Below are 16615 nucleotides of genomic sequence, written 5' to 3'. Positions count from 1 at the left end.
AGTGGTTCAAGCCGCCGTCGGCTTCGAGAAGAACAAAGCAGCCCTGAGCCGGGAACCTCAGGTCAACAAAACAGGGAACGATCATCATGATGCTGGAAAAGTTTGCTCTCCGTAGCTTGCTTGCGGGTGTGGCGATATCTGCGCTGCTTGCGGCGCCCGCTTTTGCGGTCACGCCTGCCGACACGCTGGTCGAAGGCTTCGCCATCGACGACATCATCTCGATGGATCCGGGCGAGGCGTTCGAGCTGTCGACCGCCGAAGTCACCGGCAACACCTATGATCTCCTGGTACGACTCGACCTCAGCGACACCTCCAAGGTCAAGGGTGACCTCGCCGAGAGCTGGACCGTTTCCGACGACGGCCTGACCTACACCTTCAAGCTCAAGCCCGGCATGAAGTTCGCTTCCGGCAATCCGATCACCGCGGCCGACGTCGCCTACTCCTTCGAGCGCGCCATCAAGCTCGACAAGAGCCCAGCCTTCATCATCAATCAGTTCGGCATCAGCGGCGACAACGTCACCGAGAAGGCCAAGGCGGTCGACGACACGACTTTCCAATTCGTCGTCGACAAGGCCTACGCGCCGAGCTTCGTGCTGAACTGCCTGTCGGCCACCGTCGCTTCCGTCGTCGACAGCAAGCTGGTCAAGGAACATGTCGCGGCCGTAACGCCCAGCGCCGACTACAAATGGGACAACGACTTCGGCAATGCCTGGCTGAAGACCGGCTATGCCGGCTCCGGCCCCTACAAGCTGCGTGAATGGCGCGCCAATGAAGCCGTCGTTTTGGAGCGCAACGACAACTACAACGGCGAAAAGGCGAAGCTGGCCCGCGTCATCTACCGCAACATGAAGGAAAGCTCCGCACAGCGTCTGGCGCTCGAGGCTGGCGACATCGACGTTGCCCGCAACCTCGAGCCGAACGACCTCGACGCCGTCGCAAAGAACGCCGATCTCGCCACCACCAGCGCCCCGAAAGGCACGGTCTACTACATCAGCCTCAACCAGAAGAATCCGAACCTTGCCAAGCCGGAGGTTCGCCAGGCGTTCAAATATCTGGTCGACTACGACGCGATGGCCTCGACCATCCTCAAGGGCATCGGCGAGATCCATCAGTCCTTCCTGCCCAAGGGCGACCTCGGCGCCGTCGACGAGAATCCCTTCAAGCTCGACGTCGCCAAGGCCAAGGAGCTGCTGGCCAAGGCCGGGTTAGCCGACGGCTTCAAGGTGACCATGGACGTGCGCACCGGCCAGCCGACCACCGGCATGGCGGAATCGATCCAGCAGACGCTCGGCCAGGCCGGCATCAAGCTGGAGATCATCCCTGGCGACGGCAAGCAGACGCTGACCAAGTACCGTGCGCGCAACCACGACATCTATATCGGCAACTGGGGCCAGGACTATTTCGATCCGAACTCCAACGCCCAGACCTTCGCCTCGAACCCGGACAATTCCGACGCGGCCAAGATCAAGACGCTGGCCTGGCGCAATGCTTGGGACATTCCGGATCTGACCAAGGAAACCGAGGCGGCGCTGCTGGAGAAGGATTCGGCCAAGCGCGCCGACATGTACAAGGACCTGCAGCAGAAGATCCTCGATACCAGCCCCTTCGTCATCATCCATCAGCAGCTGGAAGTGGCAGGACTTCGCAAGAACCTCAAGGATTTCAAGCTCGGCCCGAGCTTCGATACCAATTTCGTCTGGACGGTCTCCAAGTAGGCTCGTCGGACGCGTGAGCGTAGCTGAAAACCAGGCGGCGGCAGGGCGCGGCAGCGCCCGTGCCGTCGCTATTTTATCATCGGTTGGCCGCTTCCTGGTCATCGCGGTGACGACCTATCTCGGTCTTCTCGCGGTGACCTTCTTCATCGGCCGCGTCATCCCCATCGATCCGGTGCTGGCCGTGCTCGGCGACCGCGCGCCGACGGCCGTCGTCGAGCGCACGCGCCGCGAAATGGGCCTCGACCTGCCGCTGATCGAGCAGTTTTACATCTATGTCAAAAGCGCGCTGAGCGGCGATTTCGGCACCTCGGTGCTGACCACCAATCCGGTTATGTCCGACATCCGCCGCGTCTTCCCGGCGACGATCGAGCTCGCCACGCTGGGCACCATCATCGGCGCCGTCATCGGCGTGCCGCTCGGCGTGCTGGCGGCGGTGCGGCGCGGCAGCCTCATCGACCAAATCGTGCGCATCATCGGCCTGATAGGCTACTCCGTGCCGATCTTCTGGCTGGGACTGCTCGGCCTCGTGCTGTTCTACGCCAAGCTGCAATGGGTCGCCTTTCCGGCGCGGCTCGACGTTGTCTATGAATACACCTTCACGCCGATCACCGGCTTCTACCTTCTCGACGCGGCGATGCAGGGCCAGTGGGATGTCTTTTATGACGCCTACCGCCACATCATCCTGCCGGCCTCGCTGCTCGGCTATTTCGCGCTCGCCTATATCAGCCGCATGACACGCTCCTTCATGCTGAACGAAATGGCGCAGGAATACATCGTCGCCGCGCGCGCCAAGGGCCTGTCGGAAACGCGCATCATCTGGGGCCATGCGCTACGCAATGCAGCAGTGCCGATGGTGACGGTGATCGCGCTCTCCTATGCCAGCCTGCTTGAAGGCTCGGTGCTGACCGAGACCGTTTTCTCCTGGCCGGGCATCGGCCTCTACATCACCAATTCGCTGCAGAACGCCGACATGAACGCGGTGCTCGGCGGCACCATCATCATCGGCTCGGTCTTCATCGCCATCAATCTTCTGTCCGACCTGCTTTATCGGCTTCTTGACCCAAGGACGAAGGCCGGATGAGCACAGAAGTCGTCCAAAGCCGGCGCGAATGGCTGCTCAGCGAGCGGCCGGCCTCGCGCGTGCAGGCGCGGCTCGGCCGCGCCTATGTGGCGTGGCGGCGTTTTTCTGCCAACCGGTTGGCCCTCGTCGGTCTGCTGATCATCCTCGCGCTGGTCGCGGTCGCCGCCTTTGCCGACGTGCTGGCGCCCTATTCGCCGACCGTGGGCGATCTGAAGAACGCCCGCTTGCTTCCGCCCGGCGCGGCGCACTGGTTCGGCACCGACGACCTTGGCCGCGACATCTATTCGCGCATCGTCTACGGTTCGCGCTGGACGCTCTACGTCGTCATCCTCGTCGCCGTCATCGCCGCCCCCATCGGCCTGCTGGTCGGCACTGTCGCCGGCTATGCCGGCGGCTGGACCGACACCATCCTGATGCGCATCACCGACATCTTCCTCGCCTTCCCGAAGCTGGTTCTGGCGCTTGCCTTCGTCGCGGCGCTCGGGCCCGGCATCGAGAACGCGGTGCTGGCGATCGCCATCACGTCATGGCCGCCTTATGCGCGCATAGCCCGCGCCGAGACGCTGACGGTGCGCAACTCCGATTTCATCAAGGCGGTGCAGCTGATGGGCGCTTCGCCCTTCCGCATCGTGCTCCGCCACATCATGCCGCTCTGCATCTCCTCGCTGATCATCCGGGTGACCCTCGACATGGCCGGCATCATCCTTACCGCCGCCGGCCTCGGCTTCCTTGGGCTCGGCGCGCAGCCGCCGCTGCCCGAATGGGGCGCGATGATCGCGTCGGGCCGCCGCTTCATCCTCGACCAGTGGTGGGTAGCCGCCGCGCCGGGTGCTGCCATCCTCATCGTCAGCCTCGGCTTCAACCTGCTCGGCGACGGCCTGCGCGACGCGCTCGACCCACGGAGCGGCGACCAATGAGCGGCAATGCAAAAGGCGCGCTTCTCGAAGTCGACGACCTGCGCGTCACCTTCCCGACCCGCACCGGCATCATGCAGGCCGTGCGCGGCGTTTCCTTCTCGCTCGGCCGCGAGCGGCTGGGCATCGTTGGCGAGAGCGGCTCCGGCAAGTCGCAGACCGGCCGCGCCATCATGGGGTTGACCCCACCGCAGGCTGAGGTGTCGGCGAAGAAGCTCAGCTTCGACGGCATCGATCTGCTCTCGGTGTCATCCAGCCAGCGTCGGGCGCTGCGCGGCAACCGCATCGCCATGATACTGCAGGATCCCAAATATTCGCTCGATCCGGTGATGACCATCGGCCGCCAGATCGTCGAGACGCTGCGCACGCATGAGAAGGTCGGAAAGGCGGAAGCCCGCGAGCGTGCCCTGGAGATGTTGCGGGCGGTGCAGATACGCGATCCGGCGCGTGTCTTCGATCTCCACCCGCACGAGGTCTCGGGCGGCATGGGCCAGCGCGCCATGATCGCCATGATGCTGATCGCCGGGCCGGAGCTGATGATCGCCGACGAGCCGACCTCGGCTCTCGACGTCACCGTGCAGCTCGATGTGCTCAACATCCTCGACAGGCTCGTCGCCGAGCGCGGCATGGGGCTGATCTTCATCTCGCACGATCTGCGCCTGGTCTCGTCATTCTGCGACCGCGTGGTCGTCATGTATGCGGGCAAGGTGGTCGAGCAGCTCAAGGCCTCCGAGCTGCGCGATGCCCGGCATCCCTACACGCGCGGCCTGCTCAACTGCATGCCGAGGATCGGCTTCGAGCGCCACCCGCTGCCGGTGCTCGACCGCAAGCCGGAGTGGGCGGCATGACGGCAGCACTTTCCGTCGAAGGGCTGGAGGTGGTCTTCGACCGTTTTCGTGCGCTGAAGGGCGTCAACCTCGAAGTGCGGGAAGGCGAATCCTACGGTCTGGTCGGCGAAAGCGGCTCCGGCAAGTCGACGCTGCTGAGAGCAATCACCGGCCTTGCTCCTGTCGCCGGCGGCACTATCACCGTCAACGGCAAAACGCTCGGCAAGACACGCGACAAGGCCTTCTACCGCGATGTGCAGATGGTCTTCCAGGATCCGTACGGCTCGCTGCATCCGCGCCAGACGATCGACCGGCTGCTGCAGGAGCCTTTAGCCATCCACGGCATTGCCGACGGCGAGAAGCGCATCGAGCGCGCACTGGACGAGGTCGGCCTCGGCAAGGGCTTCCGCTTCCGCTACGCGCACCAGCTTTCCGGCGGCCAACGCCAGCGCGTGGCGATTGCCCGGGCACTGATCCTCGAACCCTCGATCCTTTTGCTCGACGAGCCGACCTCGGCGCTCGACGCTTCCGTGCAAGCCGAGGTGCTGAACCTGCTCGAAGAGGTGCGGCGGCGGCGCAAGCTCACCTTCCTGATGGTCAGCCACGACCTCGCCATCATCACCCATATGTGCGAGCGGCTGATGGTGATGCAGAACGGCGAGGCGGTCGAGACGCTGACCGCCAGCCAGCTTATCGGCCATCGCGTCAGCGAGGACTATACGCGCAATCTGCTCAGGGCGAGCGAGGGGTTTGTGAGAGTGTAGGGCGACCGCCTCAGGCTGTCGCGCCCTCCGATACCGCTTCGTTGTGCCCAGTCTCGTCCTCCGGTCCCCGCTTTGGCGGCTCCTTGATCCGGAACCATGTCACATAGAGCGCCGGCAGGAAGAGCAGCGTGATCGCCGTGCCCGCGATGATGCCGCCCATCATGGCATAGGCCATCGGCCCCCAGAACACTTCGCGCGCGATCGGGATCAGCGCGAGACCGGCGGCGGCCGCGGTCAGCGCGATCGGCCGCATGCGGTGCTCGGTCGCCTCGATCACGGCCGCCCAGCGCTCCTTGCCTTCGGCGACGAGATCCTCGATCTGCACGATCAGGATGACCGAGTTGCGGATCAGGATGCCGATCAGGGCCAGCACGCCAAGGATGGCGACGAAGCCGAGCGGTGCGCCGCTCGGCACCAGCGCCGCCACCACGCCGATCAGGCCGAGCGGCGCCACCGCCACCACCAGGAACAGGCGCTGGAAGCTCTGTAGCTGCACCATCAGGATGGTCGCCATGATGAACAGCATCAGCGGCACGACGGCCGCGATCGGTCCCTGGCTGTTGGCGCTCTCCTCGACCGACCCGGCGGTCTGCACCGAATAGCCGGGCGGCAGCTTGGCGATGAAGGCGTCGACCGATGGCTTCAGCTCGTTGACGATGGTTGCCGGCAAAACGTCGCCGACCATGCCGGCGCGCACGGTGATCGTCGGCGTGCGGTTGCGCCGCCACACTGTCGGCTGCTCCAGGTCGTAGCGGATGTTGGCGACCGCGGCGAGCGGGATCGCGTCGCCATTGCCGGTCGGCAGTTGCATGTTCTGCAGCGTCGATATCGAGCTGCGGTCCGCCTCGCGCGAGCGCGCCACGACATTGATCAGGTAAGTGGCGTCGCGCACCTGCGTGATCGTCGCGCCGCCTACCGTGCTGTTCAACGCGCTGGCGATGTCGGACGAGGTGATGCCGAGCTGGCGCGCCTTGTCCTGCAGCACGTCGACCCTCAGCATACGCTGCGGCTCGTTCCAGTCGAAGGTGGGTGCCGCGAGCTTCGGATTGGCCGAGACCACGCCGGCAAACTGCTGCGCCAGTTCGCGCACGGTCTGGATATCCGGGCCGCCGACGCGGTACTGCACGGGGCGTCCGACCGGTGGCCCGAGCTCGAGCGGCTTGACGAAGGCATCGGTGCCGACGAATTCCTCGCGCAGCAGCTTTTCCAGTGCCGGCTTGACGCGGTTGCGCGCCTCGATGCTCTTGGTGACGATGACGGTCTGGCCGAAATACGGATTGGCCGGCTGCACGTCGAAAGCGAGCAGGAAACGCACCGCGCCCTGGCCGATATAGGACGAGAAATGATCGATGTCGGGGTTTCCGATCAGTGCGCGCTGCTCGAAGCGCTCCATCTGGTCGCGCGTCTCGGCGATCGATGAGTTCTGGGGCAGGTTCCAGTCGACAATCAGCTCCGGCCGATCCGAGGGCGGGAAGAACTGCTGCTGGACGAGACCGAAGCCGGCGATGGAGGCCGCGAACAAAAGCACGGTCGCTATGATGGTCAGCCAATGGCGGCGCACCGAAAAGACGAGCACGCGGCGGAACAGCGAGGTGAAGCGTCCAGGCTGGTCATGATGTTTCGCCTTCATCTTGGCCGGCAGGATGGTGACGCCGAGCAGCGGGGCGAACAGCACCGCCACGATCCACGATACGAGCAGCGACACGGCGATGACGACGAACAGCGTGAAGGTGTATTCGCCGGCGGCGCTGTTGTTGAGGCCGATCGGGATGAAGCCGGCGACCGTCACCAGCGTGCCGGTCAGCATCGGGAAGGCGGTCGAGATGTAGACATAGGTCGCCGCCTTGCGCAGGTTGTCGCCCACCTCCAGCCGCGCCACCATCATCTCCACCGCGATCATCGCATCGTCCACCAAAAGGCCGAGCGCGATGATCAGCGCGCCGAGCGAAATGCGCTGCAGCGAGATGCCGAGATAGGCCATGACCGTGAAGGTGATGGCCAGCACCAGCGGGATCGACAGCGCCACGACGAAGCCGGCACGCAGGCCGAGGCTGATGAAGGACACGGCAAGCACGATCGCCACCGCCTCGAACAGCGCGCGGGTGAAACCGGAGACCGCCTCCTCGACGATGACCGGCTGGTCCGCCACCAGGTGCACGCCGACTCCGATCGGCAGGTCGGCCAGCACTTTTTCCATCTCCTTGTGCAGCGCCTCGCCGAATTCGAGCAGGTTGGCGTTGGGCTTCATGCCGATGGCGAGCCCGATTGCATCCTGGCCGTTGAACCGGAACAAGGCCGTCGGCGGGTCGACATAGCCGCGCGTGATCGTCGCCACGTCGCTCAGCCGGAAGAAGCGGTCGTTGACGCGCAGGTTGATGGCGCGAAGGCTTTCCTCGGAGGTGAACTGGCCGCCGACGCGCACGCTGACGCGCTCCGGCCCGGATTGGATGACGCCCGACGGCGTGATGGCGTTCTGTGCCTGCAGGCTGGCGACGATCTGCTGCTGGTTGAGGCCGAGCGCCGCGATCTGGCGGCTTGAGAATTCGAGATAGATCGCCTCGTCCTGGGCGCCCACGAGATCGACCTTGCCGGCATTCGGCACCGTCAGGATCTTGGTGCGCACATCCTCGACGTAGTCGCGCAGCTGGCGCGGCGTCAGTCCGTCGGCGGTGAAGGCGTAGATGTTGCCGTAGACGTCGCCGAAGCGGTCGTTGAAGAACGGCCCCTGCACACCTTGCGGGAATTGCGCCCAGATGTCGTTGACCATGTTGCGCACCTGCAGCCAGGTCGGCACGACGTCGCGCGCCTTGGTGGTCGGCTTCAGGTTGACGAAGATGACGGTCTTGCCGGCGGTCGTGACCGATTTGGTGTAGTCGAGGCTGTCGAGCTCCTCGAGCTTCTTTTCGATGCGGTCGGTCACCTGGCGCACGGTCTCGTTGACCGAAGCGCCCGGCCAGTTCGCCTGGATCAGCATCGTCTTGATGGTGAAGGCCGGATCTTCCTCGCGGCCGAGGTGAAGGTAGGAGAAGATGCCGGCCACGACGAAGACCAGCATGAAATACCAGACCAGCGAGCGGTGGCTGAGGGCCCAGTCGGAGAGGTTGAAGCCTTTCATCAGACCCCTCCCTCCGGCACCTTGACCTTCTGGCCTTCGACGAGGCTGTGGACGCCGGCGGTGACCACGCGCATGCCGGCCTCCAGCCCTTGCGCCACCGTGAAGGCGGCGCCGTTCTTCGAAGCGACCTTGATCTCGCGCGCGCTCACGCTCGATGACTGCGGATCGACGATCCACACCTTGTCGGCGCCGTTCTCCTGGAGCAGCGCCGACATCGGCAGCTCTATCGTGGGCGCCACCTTCGTCATGCGGGTTGCGGTGATGGTCGAGCCCAGCCGGAACGCCGGCGGCGGATCGGTGAGCGTCAGCCGCACCCGGCGGGTGCGGGTCGAGCCTTCGGCCTGTGGTGCGATCTCGCGCAGCTTGGCCTCGGTGGTGATCGAGGGCAGTGACTGCAGGATGATGTGGAACGGGGTGCCGACGGCGAGATCGCCGGTCAGCTGGTCGGGGATGTCGACTACCGCCTCGCGCGGATCGGTGCGCGCCACGGTGACGACCGTCTGGCCCGGCGATACCGTCTGGCCGACTTCCGCGCCTGTCGCCGTGACGACGCCGTCGAAGTCGGAGAACAGCCGCGCATAGCCGAGCTGCTCCTGCGACTTGGCCAAAGCGGCGTTGGCCCGCTCGACGCTGGCCGCCGCCGCTTGCCGGGCCTGCTGCGCGGCGTCGAAGACGGACTGCGGAGTGTTGGCGGAGGCAAGCAGGGCGCGCTGCCGCTCCTCGCTCGCCGCCGCATTGGCGAACTGCGCCTGCGCGTTCGACAAATCCGCTTTCGACGCCTGGAGGGCGAGCTCGAGCGCCGTCGGATCGAGCGCCGCGATCGTCGTTCCCTTGGTGACGATGTCGCCCACCTTGACGTCGCGCGAGACGACGCGGCCGAGCAGACGGAAAGCAAGGTCGGCGCTGTATTGCGGCTCGACAGTCCCGGCAAAGCCAAAAGTTTCCACGGACTTCGGTTCGACGACCATCGACAGCACCGGCCGGATGATCTCGGGCGGCTTCTCTTCCGAGCGCGAGCAGGCGGCGAGCGACGCGAGCAGAACAAGAGCGGAAACGCCGAGCCGTGGGTTCATTGATCGGTTCCCGCTATATCGATCGTCTGGCCGGGGCTGAGCAATTGCCCGCCGCCGGTGACGACGCTCTGGCCGGCCTCGAGCCCTTTGTCGACGACGACCACGCCGGACTCGAAGGCAAGCACCTCGATCGGCGCCGTCGTCACTGCCTTGCTCGACGGGTCGACGATCCAGACGGCCGGTTTGCCGGCGGTGGACGTCAGCGCCTGCCAGGGCAGCAGCACGGCTTTCACCGCCTTGGCGCTGACGGTGCCGATGACGGCCGCACCCAGTGGCATAGCTGTAGGTGTGTCGGGTATGCCGACCTTGACCCGGATCGATCCCGACGCGGTGTCGACTGCCGGCGAGATTTCCCGCACCTTGCCCGTCGCCTTGACCTGCGGGTCGGAGAGCAGCGTGATGGTCACGGCCGGCGCCGAAGGCGTCTGGGCAACCAGCGTCTCATGCACGTTGAACACCGCATCGCGGTCGCCATCCTCGGCGATGGTGAAGACGGTCTGCGCCGCTTGCACCACCTGTCCGGCCTCGACCTGGCGCGCGGTGATCACACCTGCGGCACCCGCCTTGAGTTCGGTGAAGGACAGGTTTTCCTTGGCGTTGGCCAGGGCGCTTTGCGCGGCCTCGACGCTGCCTTGCGCCACTTTCAGCGTCTGGTCGGCGCTGTCGAAATCGCGCCGGGTGGTAAAACCCTGCGAAAGCAGCGTCTTTTGCCGTTGGTAGGTGGCCGCGGCCTGGGTGAGCTGCGCCTGCGCGGCGTCGAGATCGGCCTGCGCCGAGCGCAGGTCGGATTCCTGTTCCTGCGGATCGATGCGGGCAAGCACCGCGCCCTGGTCGACATGCTGGCCCACATCGACCAGCCGCTCGGCGACCCGACCGCCGACGCGGAACGACAGATTGTTGAGCGTGCGGGCAGCGATCACGCCGGTCAGCGAGGTTCTCGGCGCGTAGTCGGCGAGTGCGACCGTCTGCGTGGTGACCATCACCGGCAGCCTCTTTTCCGCCACCTGCTGCTTCTGGCAGCCGGCCACTGAAAGGGCTGCGGCGCAGATGAAGAGCAGCAGGACGTTTGGACGAGACGAAAGACGGGGCGGCGAAGACGGCAAGGCGGACGTCGCGATCCTGCTCATGGTTCCCCTCGGCCGCGGGAGCCGCTCCTGACGGCGCTACGTCGCGGATGAAATGAGGATAATCGATCGGCGGGAAAAGGAAACCGTTTCTGCTCCGTGATCGACCGGCTGGTTAAGATGGATTTCGGCCCTGCGGCAGGCCCAATCGACTGGGCCATGGTGCCAACTTGAGGAAAACGTGAAATAAGGCGAGAAGAGCTCCATCAAACGGACGGGTCCAGTCTCGATGAGGGATGGCCCGATGAGGGACGACATGAAAAATTCAGCCATTTCCGAACGCAAGAACCAGTCGATCTCGCGCGGCGTCGGCATGACCACGCAGATCTACGCCGATCGCGCCGAGAATTCGGAAATCTGGGACGTCGAGGGCCGCCGCTACATCGACTTCTCTTCCGGCATCGCCGTGGTCAACACCGGTCACCGCCATCCGAAGGTGATCGAGGCGGTCAAGGCGCAGCTCGACCGCTTCACCCACACCTGCCACCAGGTCGTGCCCTATGAGAGCTATGTGCGCCTCGCCGAGCGTCTGAACGGCATGCTGCCCGGCAAGTTCGACAAGAAGACGATCTTCGTCACCACCGGCGCCGAGGCGGTCGAGAACGCGATAAAGATCGCGCGCAACGCCACCGGCCGCCAGGCAGTCATCGCCTTCTCCGGCGGCTTCCACGGCCGCACCTTCATGGGCATGGCGCTGACCGGCAAGGTCGTACCCTACAAGGTCGGCTTCGGCGCCATGCCGGCCGATGTCTTCCATGCCCCGTTCCCGGTCGCGCTGCATGGCGTTTCGGTTGCGGATTCGCTTGCGGCGCTCGACAAGCTGTTCAAGGCCGATGTCGATCCGGCCAGGGTTGCCGCCATCATCGTCGAGCCGGTGCAGGGCGAGGGCGGCTTCTACGAGGCGCCGCGCGACTTCATGACGGCGCTGCGCAAGGTCTGTGACCAGCACGGCATCCTGCTTGTCGCCGACGAGGTGCAGACCGGCTTTGCCCGCACCGGCAAGATGTTCGCCATGGAGCACCACGACGTGGCGCCCGATCTGACCACCATGGCCAAGAGCCTCGCCGGCGGCTTCCCGCTCTCGGCCGTCACCGGCCGCGCCGAGATCATGGATGCGCCTGGTCCCGGCGGCCTTGGCGGCACCTATGGCGGCAGCCCGATCGGAGTCGCCGCGGCCCATGCGGTGCTCGACGTCATCGAAGAGGAAAAACTCTGCGACCGCGCCAACGCGCTTGGCGCCAGGCTGAAGCAGCGCCTGGTTTCGATCCGCGAGGATGTGCCGGAGATCGTCGACATTCGCGGCCCGGGCTTCATGAACGCCGTCGAGTTCAACGACGTGAACAAAGGCCTGCCCTCCGCAGAATTCGCCAATGCGGTGCGGCTGAAGGCGCTCGACCAGGGCCTCATCCTGCTCACATGCGGCGTCTACGGAAACGTCATCCGCTTCCTGTCGCCGATCACCATCCAGGACGGCGTGATGACTGAGGCGCTGGATATCCTGGAGAGCTCGATCCGCGAAGTGCGCGCGGCCTGAAGGGCGGCCTCGCGTTTCTCCTGACGGCTTTCACGGAGCCGGGCGAGCGTGCCGTCAGGAGTCCGGATTCTGCAACCAGGCTGGAATATCCATCTTGGCGTGCAGAACCCGCCACACATCGATATGGTCAGCCTGTTCGAGACAGAAAATCAGGTACGGATAGCGCTTGAATTGCACGCTGCGCAAACCGGGTAATCCAATTTCGTAGCCGTGCCTCAGCGAGCCCGATGCCGGATGGTTGGCTATCAGTTCGTAGGCATTTTGAAGATCCTCGACATAGCCCAACGCCATGTGCGAACCGACTTCGCGCGCATAGTAATCGATAGCGTCCTCGATATCCCGCAAAGCAAGGTTTCGAGGAATGATCGCCTTTGTGGCCACTAATTATTGGCCCTGGGCTCGTTTTCGCAGCGCTGCGAAATAGTCGTCGTCAACTGGAGCGCCCGGCGCGGATGAAGCGCCCTCGAGGAGCAAACGGCGCAGACGTTGACGATCCTGATCGTGCCGGATCAATTCACGCACATACTCGCTGCTCGTGCCATAGCCGCGATCCGCCACTTGCTGATCGACATAATGCTTCAGGCTGTCAGGCAGTGAGATGTTCATGGTGCTCATTTTGCCATTTTATGGCGTATGGCAAAAATTGGCAACTCTACGCATCTGCCTTGGCCGGCTCCGTGGTCTGAAACCCGGCAAGCGCCGCCTTCAGCGCATCCGGCCCTGCCGCGACCATCTGCGGCGAGGGCGAGAAGCCGGCGCCGAGCATCTTGCGGCCGAGCATGTGGTCGGCCGGGCGGTTGACGGATTCGATGCCGAGCAGGCGGTTGCCCGTATAGTGATAGATCGAGAACTTGTTCTCGGCCGGCTCGCCGAGCACGACATGGCTGTCGCCGCCCTGCGTCAGGCCGACCATCTGCAGCTTCATGTCGCCGATATCCGACCAGAACCACGGCACGGCGGAGAAGGGGTCGGCATGGCCGAGAATGGTGCGCGCGGCAAGCCGCGCCTGGTCGGTGGCGTTCTGCACCGATTCCAGCCGCACGTCGGCGCCGGTGAACCAGTGCCGGTAGGAAGCCGCATCGCCGACCGCGAGGATTTCCGGGATCGAGCTTTGCATATGCTGGTCGACGCGGATGCCGTTGCCGATCACGATGCCGGCGGCTTCCGCCAGCTCGACATTGGGCACCACGCCGATGCCGATGATCACCATCTGCGCCGCCAGGCGCTCGCCGCTCGAGGTGATCGCGGCCGAGACGCGGCCGCCTTCGCCTTCCAGTCGAGCAATCGTGGTGCCGGTCAGGATGCGCACGCCCATCGCATCGAGGCGCTGTCGCACATGAGCCGCTATCACCGGCGCCACGGCACGGCCGAGCAGCCTGTCGAGAGCCTCGACGACCGTGACCTTGCGCCCGGCTGCCCTCAGCGTCGCCGCAATCTCCAGGCCGATGAAGCCGCCGCCCAGGATGACGACGTCCTCGCTCTCCGTGCTGAGCTCGCGGATCAGCCGCGCGTCGGCCAGCGAGCGCAGCGACACCACGCCGGCGAGCTCCGCGCCATCGAGCTTGATGAGGCGCGGCCGCGATCCGGTCGCAAGCACCAGCCGGTCGAAGGGAATTGCGCCGCCGGAAACCTCGAGCCTGCGCGCGCCGATATCGATCCTGTCGATCCAAACGCCCGGCCGGAAATCGATGGCGTTGCCCGAATAGAAGGCTTCGCCGCGCAAAGGCTGCGGTTTGGCTTCCGCATCCTTGATGAAGGTCTTGGACAGCGGCGGCTTGTGGTAGGGCAGCTCGTTCTCGTCGCCGATCAGGATGACCGGTCCGTCATAGCCTTCCTCGCGCAGGCTCGCCGCCGCTTGCACGCCGGCATGGCCCGCACCGACAATCACCACCCCGTTCCTCATGGCAGCCCTTTTTTCTTTGAAATCTAGTATCTTCCGGCAAGTGGCGATTGCCTGCCGCCGCCGCAAGAGCCTTGGTCCGGGTCGCACCCAGAATGGCCGCCTGTCAATCCGGATGTTCGGCGCGTCGCCGGCTTAAAGTTGATAATTGTAGTTTAGAATAATTCTAAACTGTTGTTTCAATTGAATTTTCTCTGCCTCGCCAGTTGACTTCCGGCCTTTCCGCCGCTTTATGGAGAGCCTGCGCCTCTGCTGGCGCATCCTTTGATGTCTGGGCCTTGAACCCTTTCGATTGGAGGCATTTCGGTGTCTTTTGCTGATTGGCCGCGCCATTGCGCGGCAACTTTGCCTTTCCGGTCATTCGTGCTCGCGCTGGCGCCGCTCGCCTGCGGCCGTACACCTATGTCGTTGAATTTCTGAGGAGATGGGATTGATGAAAGCGATAATCACGGCGCGTTTCGGCGGCAGGCTGGCCGCGATCGGCGCCACCGCGGCGCTGACGGCCGCCGTGTTCGTGCTGCCGGCGAAAGCCGAAACCGACGCGAAGGCTGTGATCAAGACCTATGCCGACATCGCGCTGGCCAAGTACGAGGACTCGCTGACCACCGCGCAGGCGCTCGACAAGGCCGTCGACGCGCTCATCGCCACACCCTCGGCCGCGACGCTCAATGCCGCTCGCGAGGCCTGGAAGGCGGCGCGCGTCCCCTACCAGCAGACCGAGGTCTATCGCTTCGGCAACAAGATCGTCGACGACTGGGAAGGCCGGGTGAATTCCTGGCCGCTGGACGAAGGCCTGATCGACTATGTCGCAAAGAGCTATGGCACGGAGTCGGACGAGAATTCGCTCTATACGGCGAACGTCATCGCCAACAAGGAGATCGAGATCAACGGCAAGAAGGTCGACGCCTCGAAGCTGACGCCCGAATTCCTCTCCGGCACGCTGCAGGAGGCCGGCGGTGTCGAGGCCAATGTGGCGACCGGCTATCACGCCATCGAATTCCTGCTCTGGGGCCAGGACCTGCATGGCACCGGCCCCGGCGCCGGCGAGCGGCCTTACACCGACTACGATCTCAAGAACTGCACCGGCGGCAACTGCGACCGGCGTGCCGAATATCTGAAGTCGGCGAGCGACCTGCTGGTGTCCGACCTGCAGGAGATGGTCAACAACTGGAAGGAAGGCGGCGCGGCGCGCAAGAACCTTATCGAGGGCGAGCCGAATGCCGGCATCTCCACCATCTTCACCGGCATGGGCTCGCTCTCCTACGGCGAACTGGCCGGCGAGCGCATGAAGCTCGGTCTCCTGCTGCACGACCCCGAGGAAGAGCACGACTGCTTCTCCGACAATACCTACAACTCGCATCTCTACGACGCCGTCGGCATCCGCGCCGCCTATCACGCCAGCTACACGCGTCTCGACGGCACCGTGGTTTCCGGCCCGTCGGTGGCGGATATGGTGAAGGCCGCCGATCCGGCGATCGACAAGGAATTGTCCGACAAGCTCGACGTCACTGTCGCCAAGATGGAGGCGATCAAGGCGCGGGCGCTGGCCGGCGAGGCCTATGACCAGCAGATCGCCGAGGGCAATGCGGAGGGCAATGCCACGGTGCAGGCGGCGATCGACGCGCTGATCGACCAGACCAAGTCGATCGAGCGCGCCGTCGGTTCGCTCAAGCTCAACGCCATCGCCTTCGAAGGCTCCGACAGCCTCGATGCGCCGGACAAGGTGTTCAAGTAGGATTGTCGGGCCAGTAACAGCCAACGGCGCCGGAGCGGCGCCGTCAGCCAGAGCAAGTAAATGCTGATCTGCCATTGCAACATCATCACTGAAAAGGAAATCGAGCAGACGATCGTCGGTCTGCTGGATGAAGATCCCTGGCAGCTTATCGTGCCGGCCAAGGTCTATCATGCCATGAGCAAGCGCGGCCGCTGTTGCGGCTGCTTCCTAAATGTGGTGGAAACGATCATTCGGGTCACCGAGACCTATCACGCCCGTTCAGAGGGGAGCGGCGCGGACATCGTTTCACACCTGGATCGCGTGAGAAACCTGCGCGTCCAATACGGGAGCAGATTCCATGAAAGGCGAACCGCAGATCATCGAGCGGCTTAACGAAGCCCTGTTTCTGGAGCTCGGAGCTGTCAATCAGTACTGGGTCCATTATCGTCTGCTCGAGGACTGGGGTTACACCAGGCTGGCAAAGAAGGAGCGGGCGGAATCGATCGAGGAAATGCATCATGCCGACCGGCTGGTGGCCCGCATCATCTTCCTCGAAGGGCATCCGAACCTGCAATCCGTCGCGCCGCTGCGCATCGGCCAGAACGTGAAGGAAGTGCTCGAATCCGATCTCGCCGGCGAATATGACGCGCGCACGTCCTACAAGCGCTCGCGCGAGATCTGTCAGGATGAGGGCGACTACGTGTCGATGAAGCTCTTCGAGGACCTGCTTGCCGACGAGGAAAGCCACATCGACTTCCTGGAGACGCAACTCGACCTGCTCGCCTCGATCGGCGAGGAAAAATACGGCCAGCTCAACGCCGACTCGGCCAACGAGGCGGAGTAAGGACATGCGG

16 protein-coding genes are annotated in these 16615 nt (G+C 64.4%); 9 read left to right on the top strand and 7 right to left on the bottom strand.

Annotated features, from left to right (window positions below):
• The first annotated feature begins 89 nt into the window (after positions 1–89).
• The 5 genes from QAZ47_RS00295 to QAZ47_RS00275 are packed head-to-tail and all read left to right on the top strand — an operon-like array spanning position 90 to position 5301.
• A complete protein-coding gene (locus tag QAZ47_RS00295; protein WP_278233927.1) occupies positions 90–1715 on the top strand; it encodes an ABC transporter substrate-binding protein in 1626 nt (541 codons plus the stop codon).
• Positions 1716–1728: 13 nt separating this feature from the next.
• Positions 1729–2796: an ABC transporter permease gene (locus tag QAZ47_RS00290; RefSeq protein WP_278232095.1), complete on the top strand. Its 1068-nt coding sequence runs from the start codon at positions 1729–1731 to the stop codon at positions 2794–2796.
• On the top strand, positions 2793–3713 hold the full coding sequence (nikC, locus tag QAZ47_RS00285; protein WP_278232094.1) for a nickel transporter permease: 921 nt from the start codon (positions 2793–2795) through the stop codon (positions 3711–3713). Before QAZ47_RS00290 ends, nikC begins: the two co-directional genes overlap by 4 nt.
• The gene (locus tag QAZ47_RS00280) at positions 3710–4558 is read left to right on the top strand and encodes an ABC transporter ATP-binding protein (protein WP_278232093.1); all 849 of its coding nucleotides are present in this window, start codon (positions 3710–3712) and stop codon (positions 4556–4558) included. The genes nikC and QAZ47_RS00280 overlap by 4 nt, the downstream gene beginning before the upstream one ends.
• Positions 4555–5301 (top strand): ABC transporter ATP-binding protein, encoded by a 747-nt coding sequence (locus QAZ47_RS00275; protein WP_278232092.1) that lies wholly within the window; start codon positions 4555–4557, stop codon positions 5299–5301. Before QAZ47_RS00280 ends, QAZ47_RS00275 begins: the two co-directional genes overlap by 4 nt.
• Before the next feature lie 10 nt (positions 5302–5311).
• Here the strand turns inward: QAZ47_RS00275 and QAZ47_RS00270 are convergent, their stop codons facing one another.
• From QAZ47_RS00270 to QAZ47_RS00260, 3 genes are read right to left on the bottom strand one after another with little or no spacing between them, the layout of a single operon-like run.
• Entirely contained in the window at positions 5312–8416 is a 3105-nt protein-coding gene (locus QAZ47_RS00270) for an efflux RND transporter permease subunit (RefSeq protein ID WP_278232091.1), read from the bottom strand.
• Positions 8416–9489: an efflux RND transporter periplasmic adaptor subunit gene (locus QAZ47_RS00265; protein WP_278204956.1), complete on the bottom strand. Its 1074-nt coding sequence runs from the start codon at positions 9487–9489 to the stop codon at positions 8416–8418. Before QAZ47_RS00265 ends, QAZ47_RS00270 begins: the two co-directional genes overlap by 1 nt.
• Entirely contained in the window at positions 9486–10616 is a 1131-nt protein-coding gene (locus QAZ47_RS00260) for an efflux RND transporter periplasmic adaptor subunit (protein ID WP_278232090.1), read from the bottom strand. The genes QAZ47_RS00265 and QAZ47_RS00260 overlap by 4 nt, the downstream gene beginning before the upstream one ends.
• Positions 10617–10869: 253 nt before the next feature.
• On the opposite strand from QAZ47_RS00260, the gene QAZ47_RS00255 reads away from it, so the two are divergent.
• Positions 10870–12147 carry a 4-aminobutyrate--2-oxoglutarate transaminase gene (locus QAZ47_RS00255; RefSeq protein WP_278232089.1) on the top strand — a complete coding sequence of 426 codons (1278 nt, stop codon included), beginning with the start codon at positions 10870–10872 and terminating at the stop codon, positions 12145–12147.
• A gap of 54 nt (positions 12148–12201) precedes the next feature.
• Here the strand turns inward: QAZ47_RS00255 and QAZ47_RS00250 are convergent, their stop codons facing one another.
• The 4 genes from QAZ47_RS00250 to QAZ47_RS00235 all read right to left on the bottom strand — a co-directional run bounded on the left by QAZ47_RS00250 (position 12202) and on the right by QAZ47_RS00235 (position 14408).
• On the bottom strand, positions 12202–12528 hold the full coding sequence (locus tag QAZ47_RS00250) for a type II toxin-antitoxin system RelE/ParE family toxin (protein ID WP_278232088.1): 327 nt from the start codon (positions 12526–12528) through the stop codon (positions 12202–12204).
• Between the two features lie 3 nt (positions 12529–12531).
• Complete coding sequence (locus tag QAZ47_RS00245) at positions 12532–12762, bottom strand: type II toxin-antitoxin system ParD family antitoxin (protein WP_278232087.1); 231 nt, start codon at positions 12760–12762, stop codon at positions 12532–12534.
• Between the two features lie 37 nt (positions 12763–12799).
• Positions 12800–14050, bottom strand: a complete 1251-nt coding sequence (locus QAZ47_RS00240) for an FAD-dependent oxidoreductase (protein WP_278232086.1) — start codon at positions 14048–14050, stop codon at positions 12800–12802.
• Positions 14051–14213: 163 nt separating this feature from the next.
• Complete coding sequence (locus QAZ47_RS00235; RefSeq protein ID WP_278232085.1) at positions 14214–14408, bottom strand: hypothetical protein; 195 nt, start codon at positions 14406–14408, stop codon at positions 14214–14216.
• 72 nt (positions 14409–14480) lie between these two features.
• Between QAZ47_RS00235 and QAZ47_RS00230 the strand changes: the two genes are divergently transcribed.
• Genes QAZ47_RS00230 through bfr form a run of 3 tightly spaced genes read left to right on the top strand, consistent with a single transcriptional unit; the run spans position 14481 to position 16605 of the window.
• Entirely contained in the window at positions 14481–15782 is a 1302-nt protein-coding gene (locus QAZ47_RS00230) for an imelysin family protein (RefSeq protein WP_278232084.1), read from the top strand.
• A gap of 60 nt (positions 15783–15842) precedes the next feature.
• Positions 15843–16154, top strand: a complete 312-nt coding sequence (locus tag QAZ47_RS00225) for a (2Fe-2S)-binding protein (protein WP_278232083.1) — start codon at positions 15843–15845, stop codon at positions 16152–16154.
• Positions 16120–16605, top strand: coding sequence for a bacterioferritin (bfr, locus tag QAZ47_RS00220; RefSeq protein WP_278204948.1), 486 nt, complete (start codon positions 16120–16122; stop codon positions 16603–16605). The genes QAZ47_RS00225 and bfr overlap by 35 nt, the downstream gene beginning before the upstream one ends.
• Positions 16606–16615 lie beyond the last annotated feature (10 nt).

The sequence above is a fragment of the Mesorhizobium sp. WSM4904 genome, from assembly GCF_029674545.1.
GTDB lineage: Bacteria > Pseudomonadota > Alphaproteobacteria > Rhizobiales > Rhizobiaceae > Mesorhizobium.
This window is presented reverse-complemented; position numbering and strand designations above follow the sequence as displayed.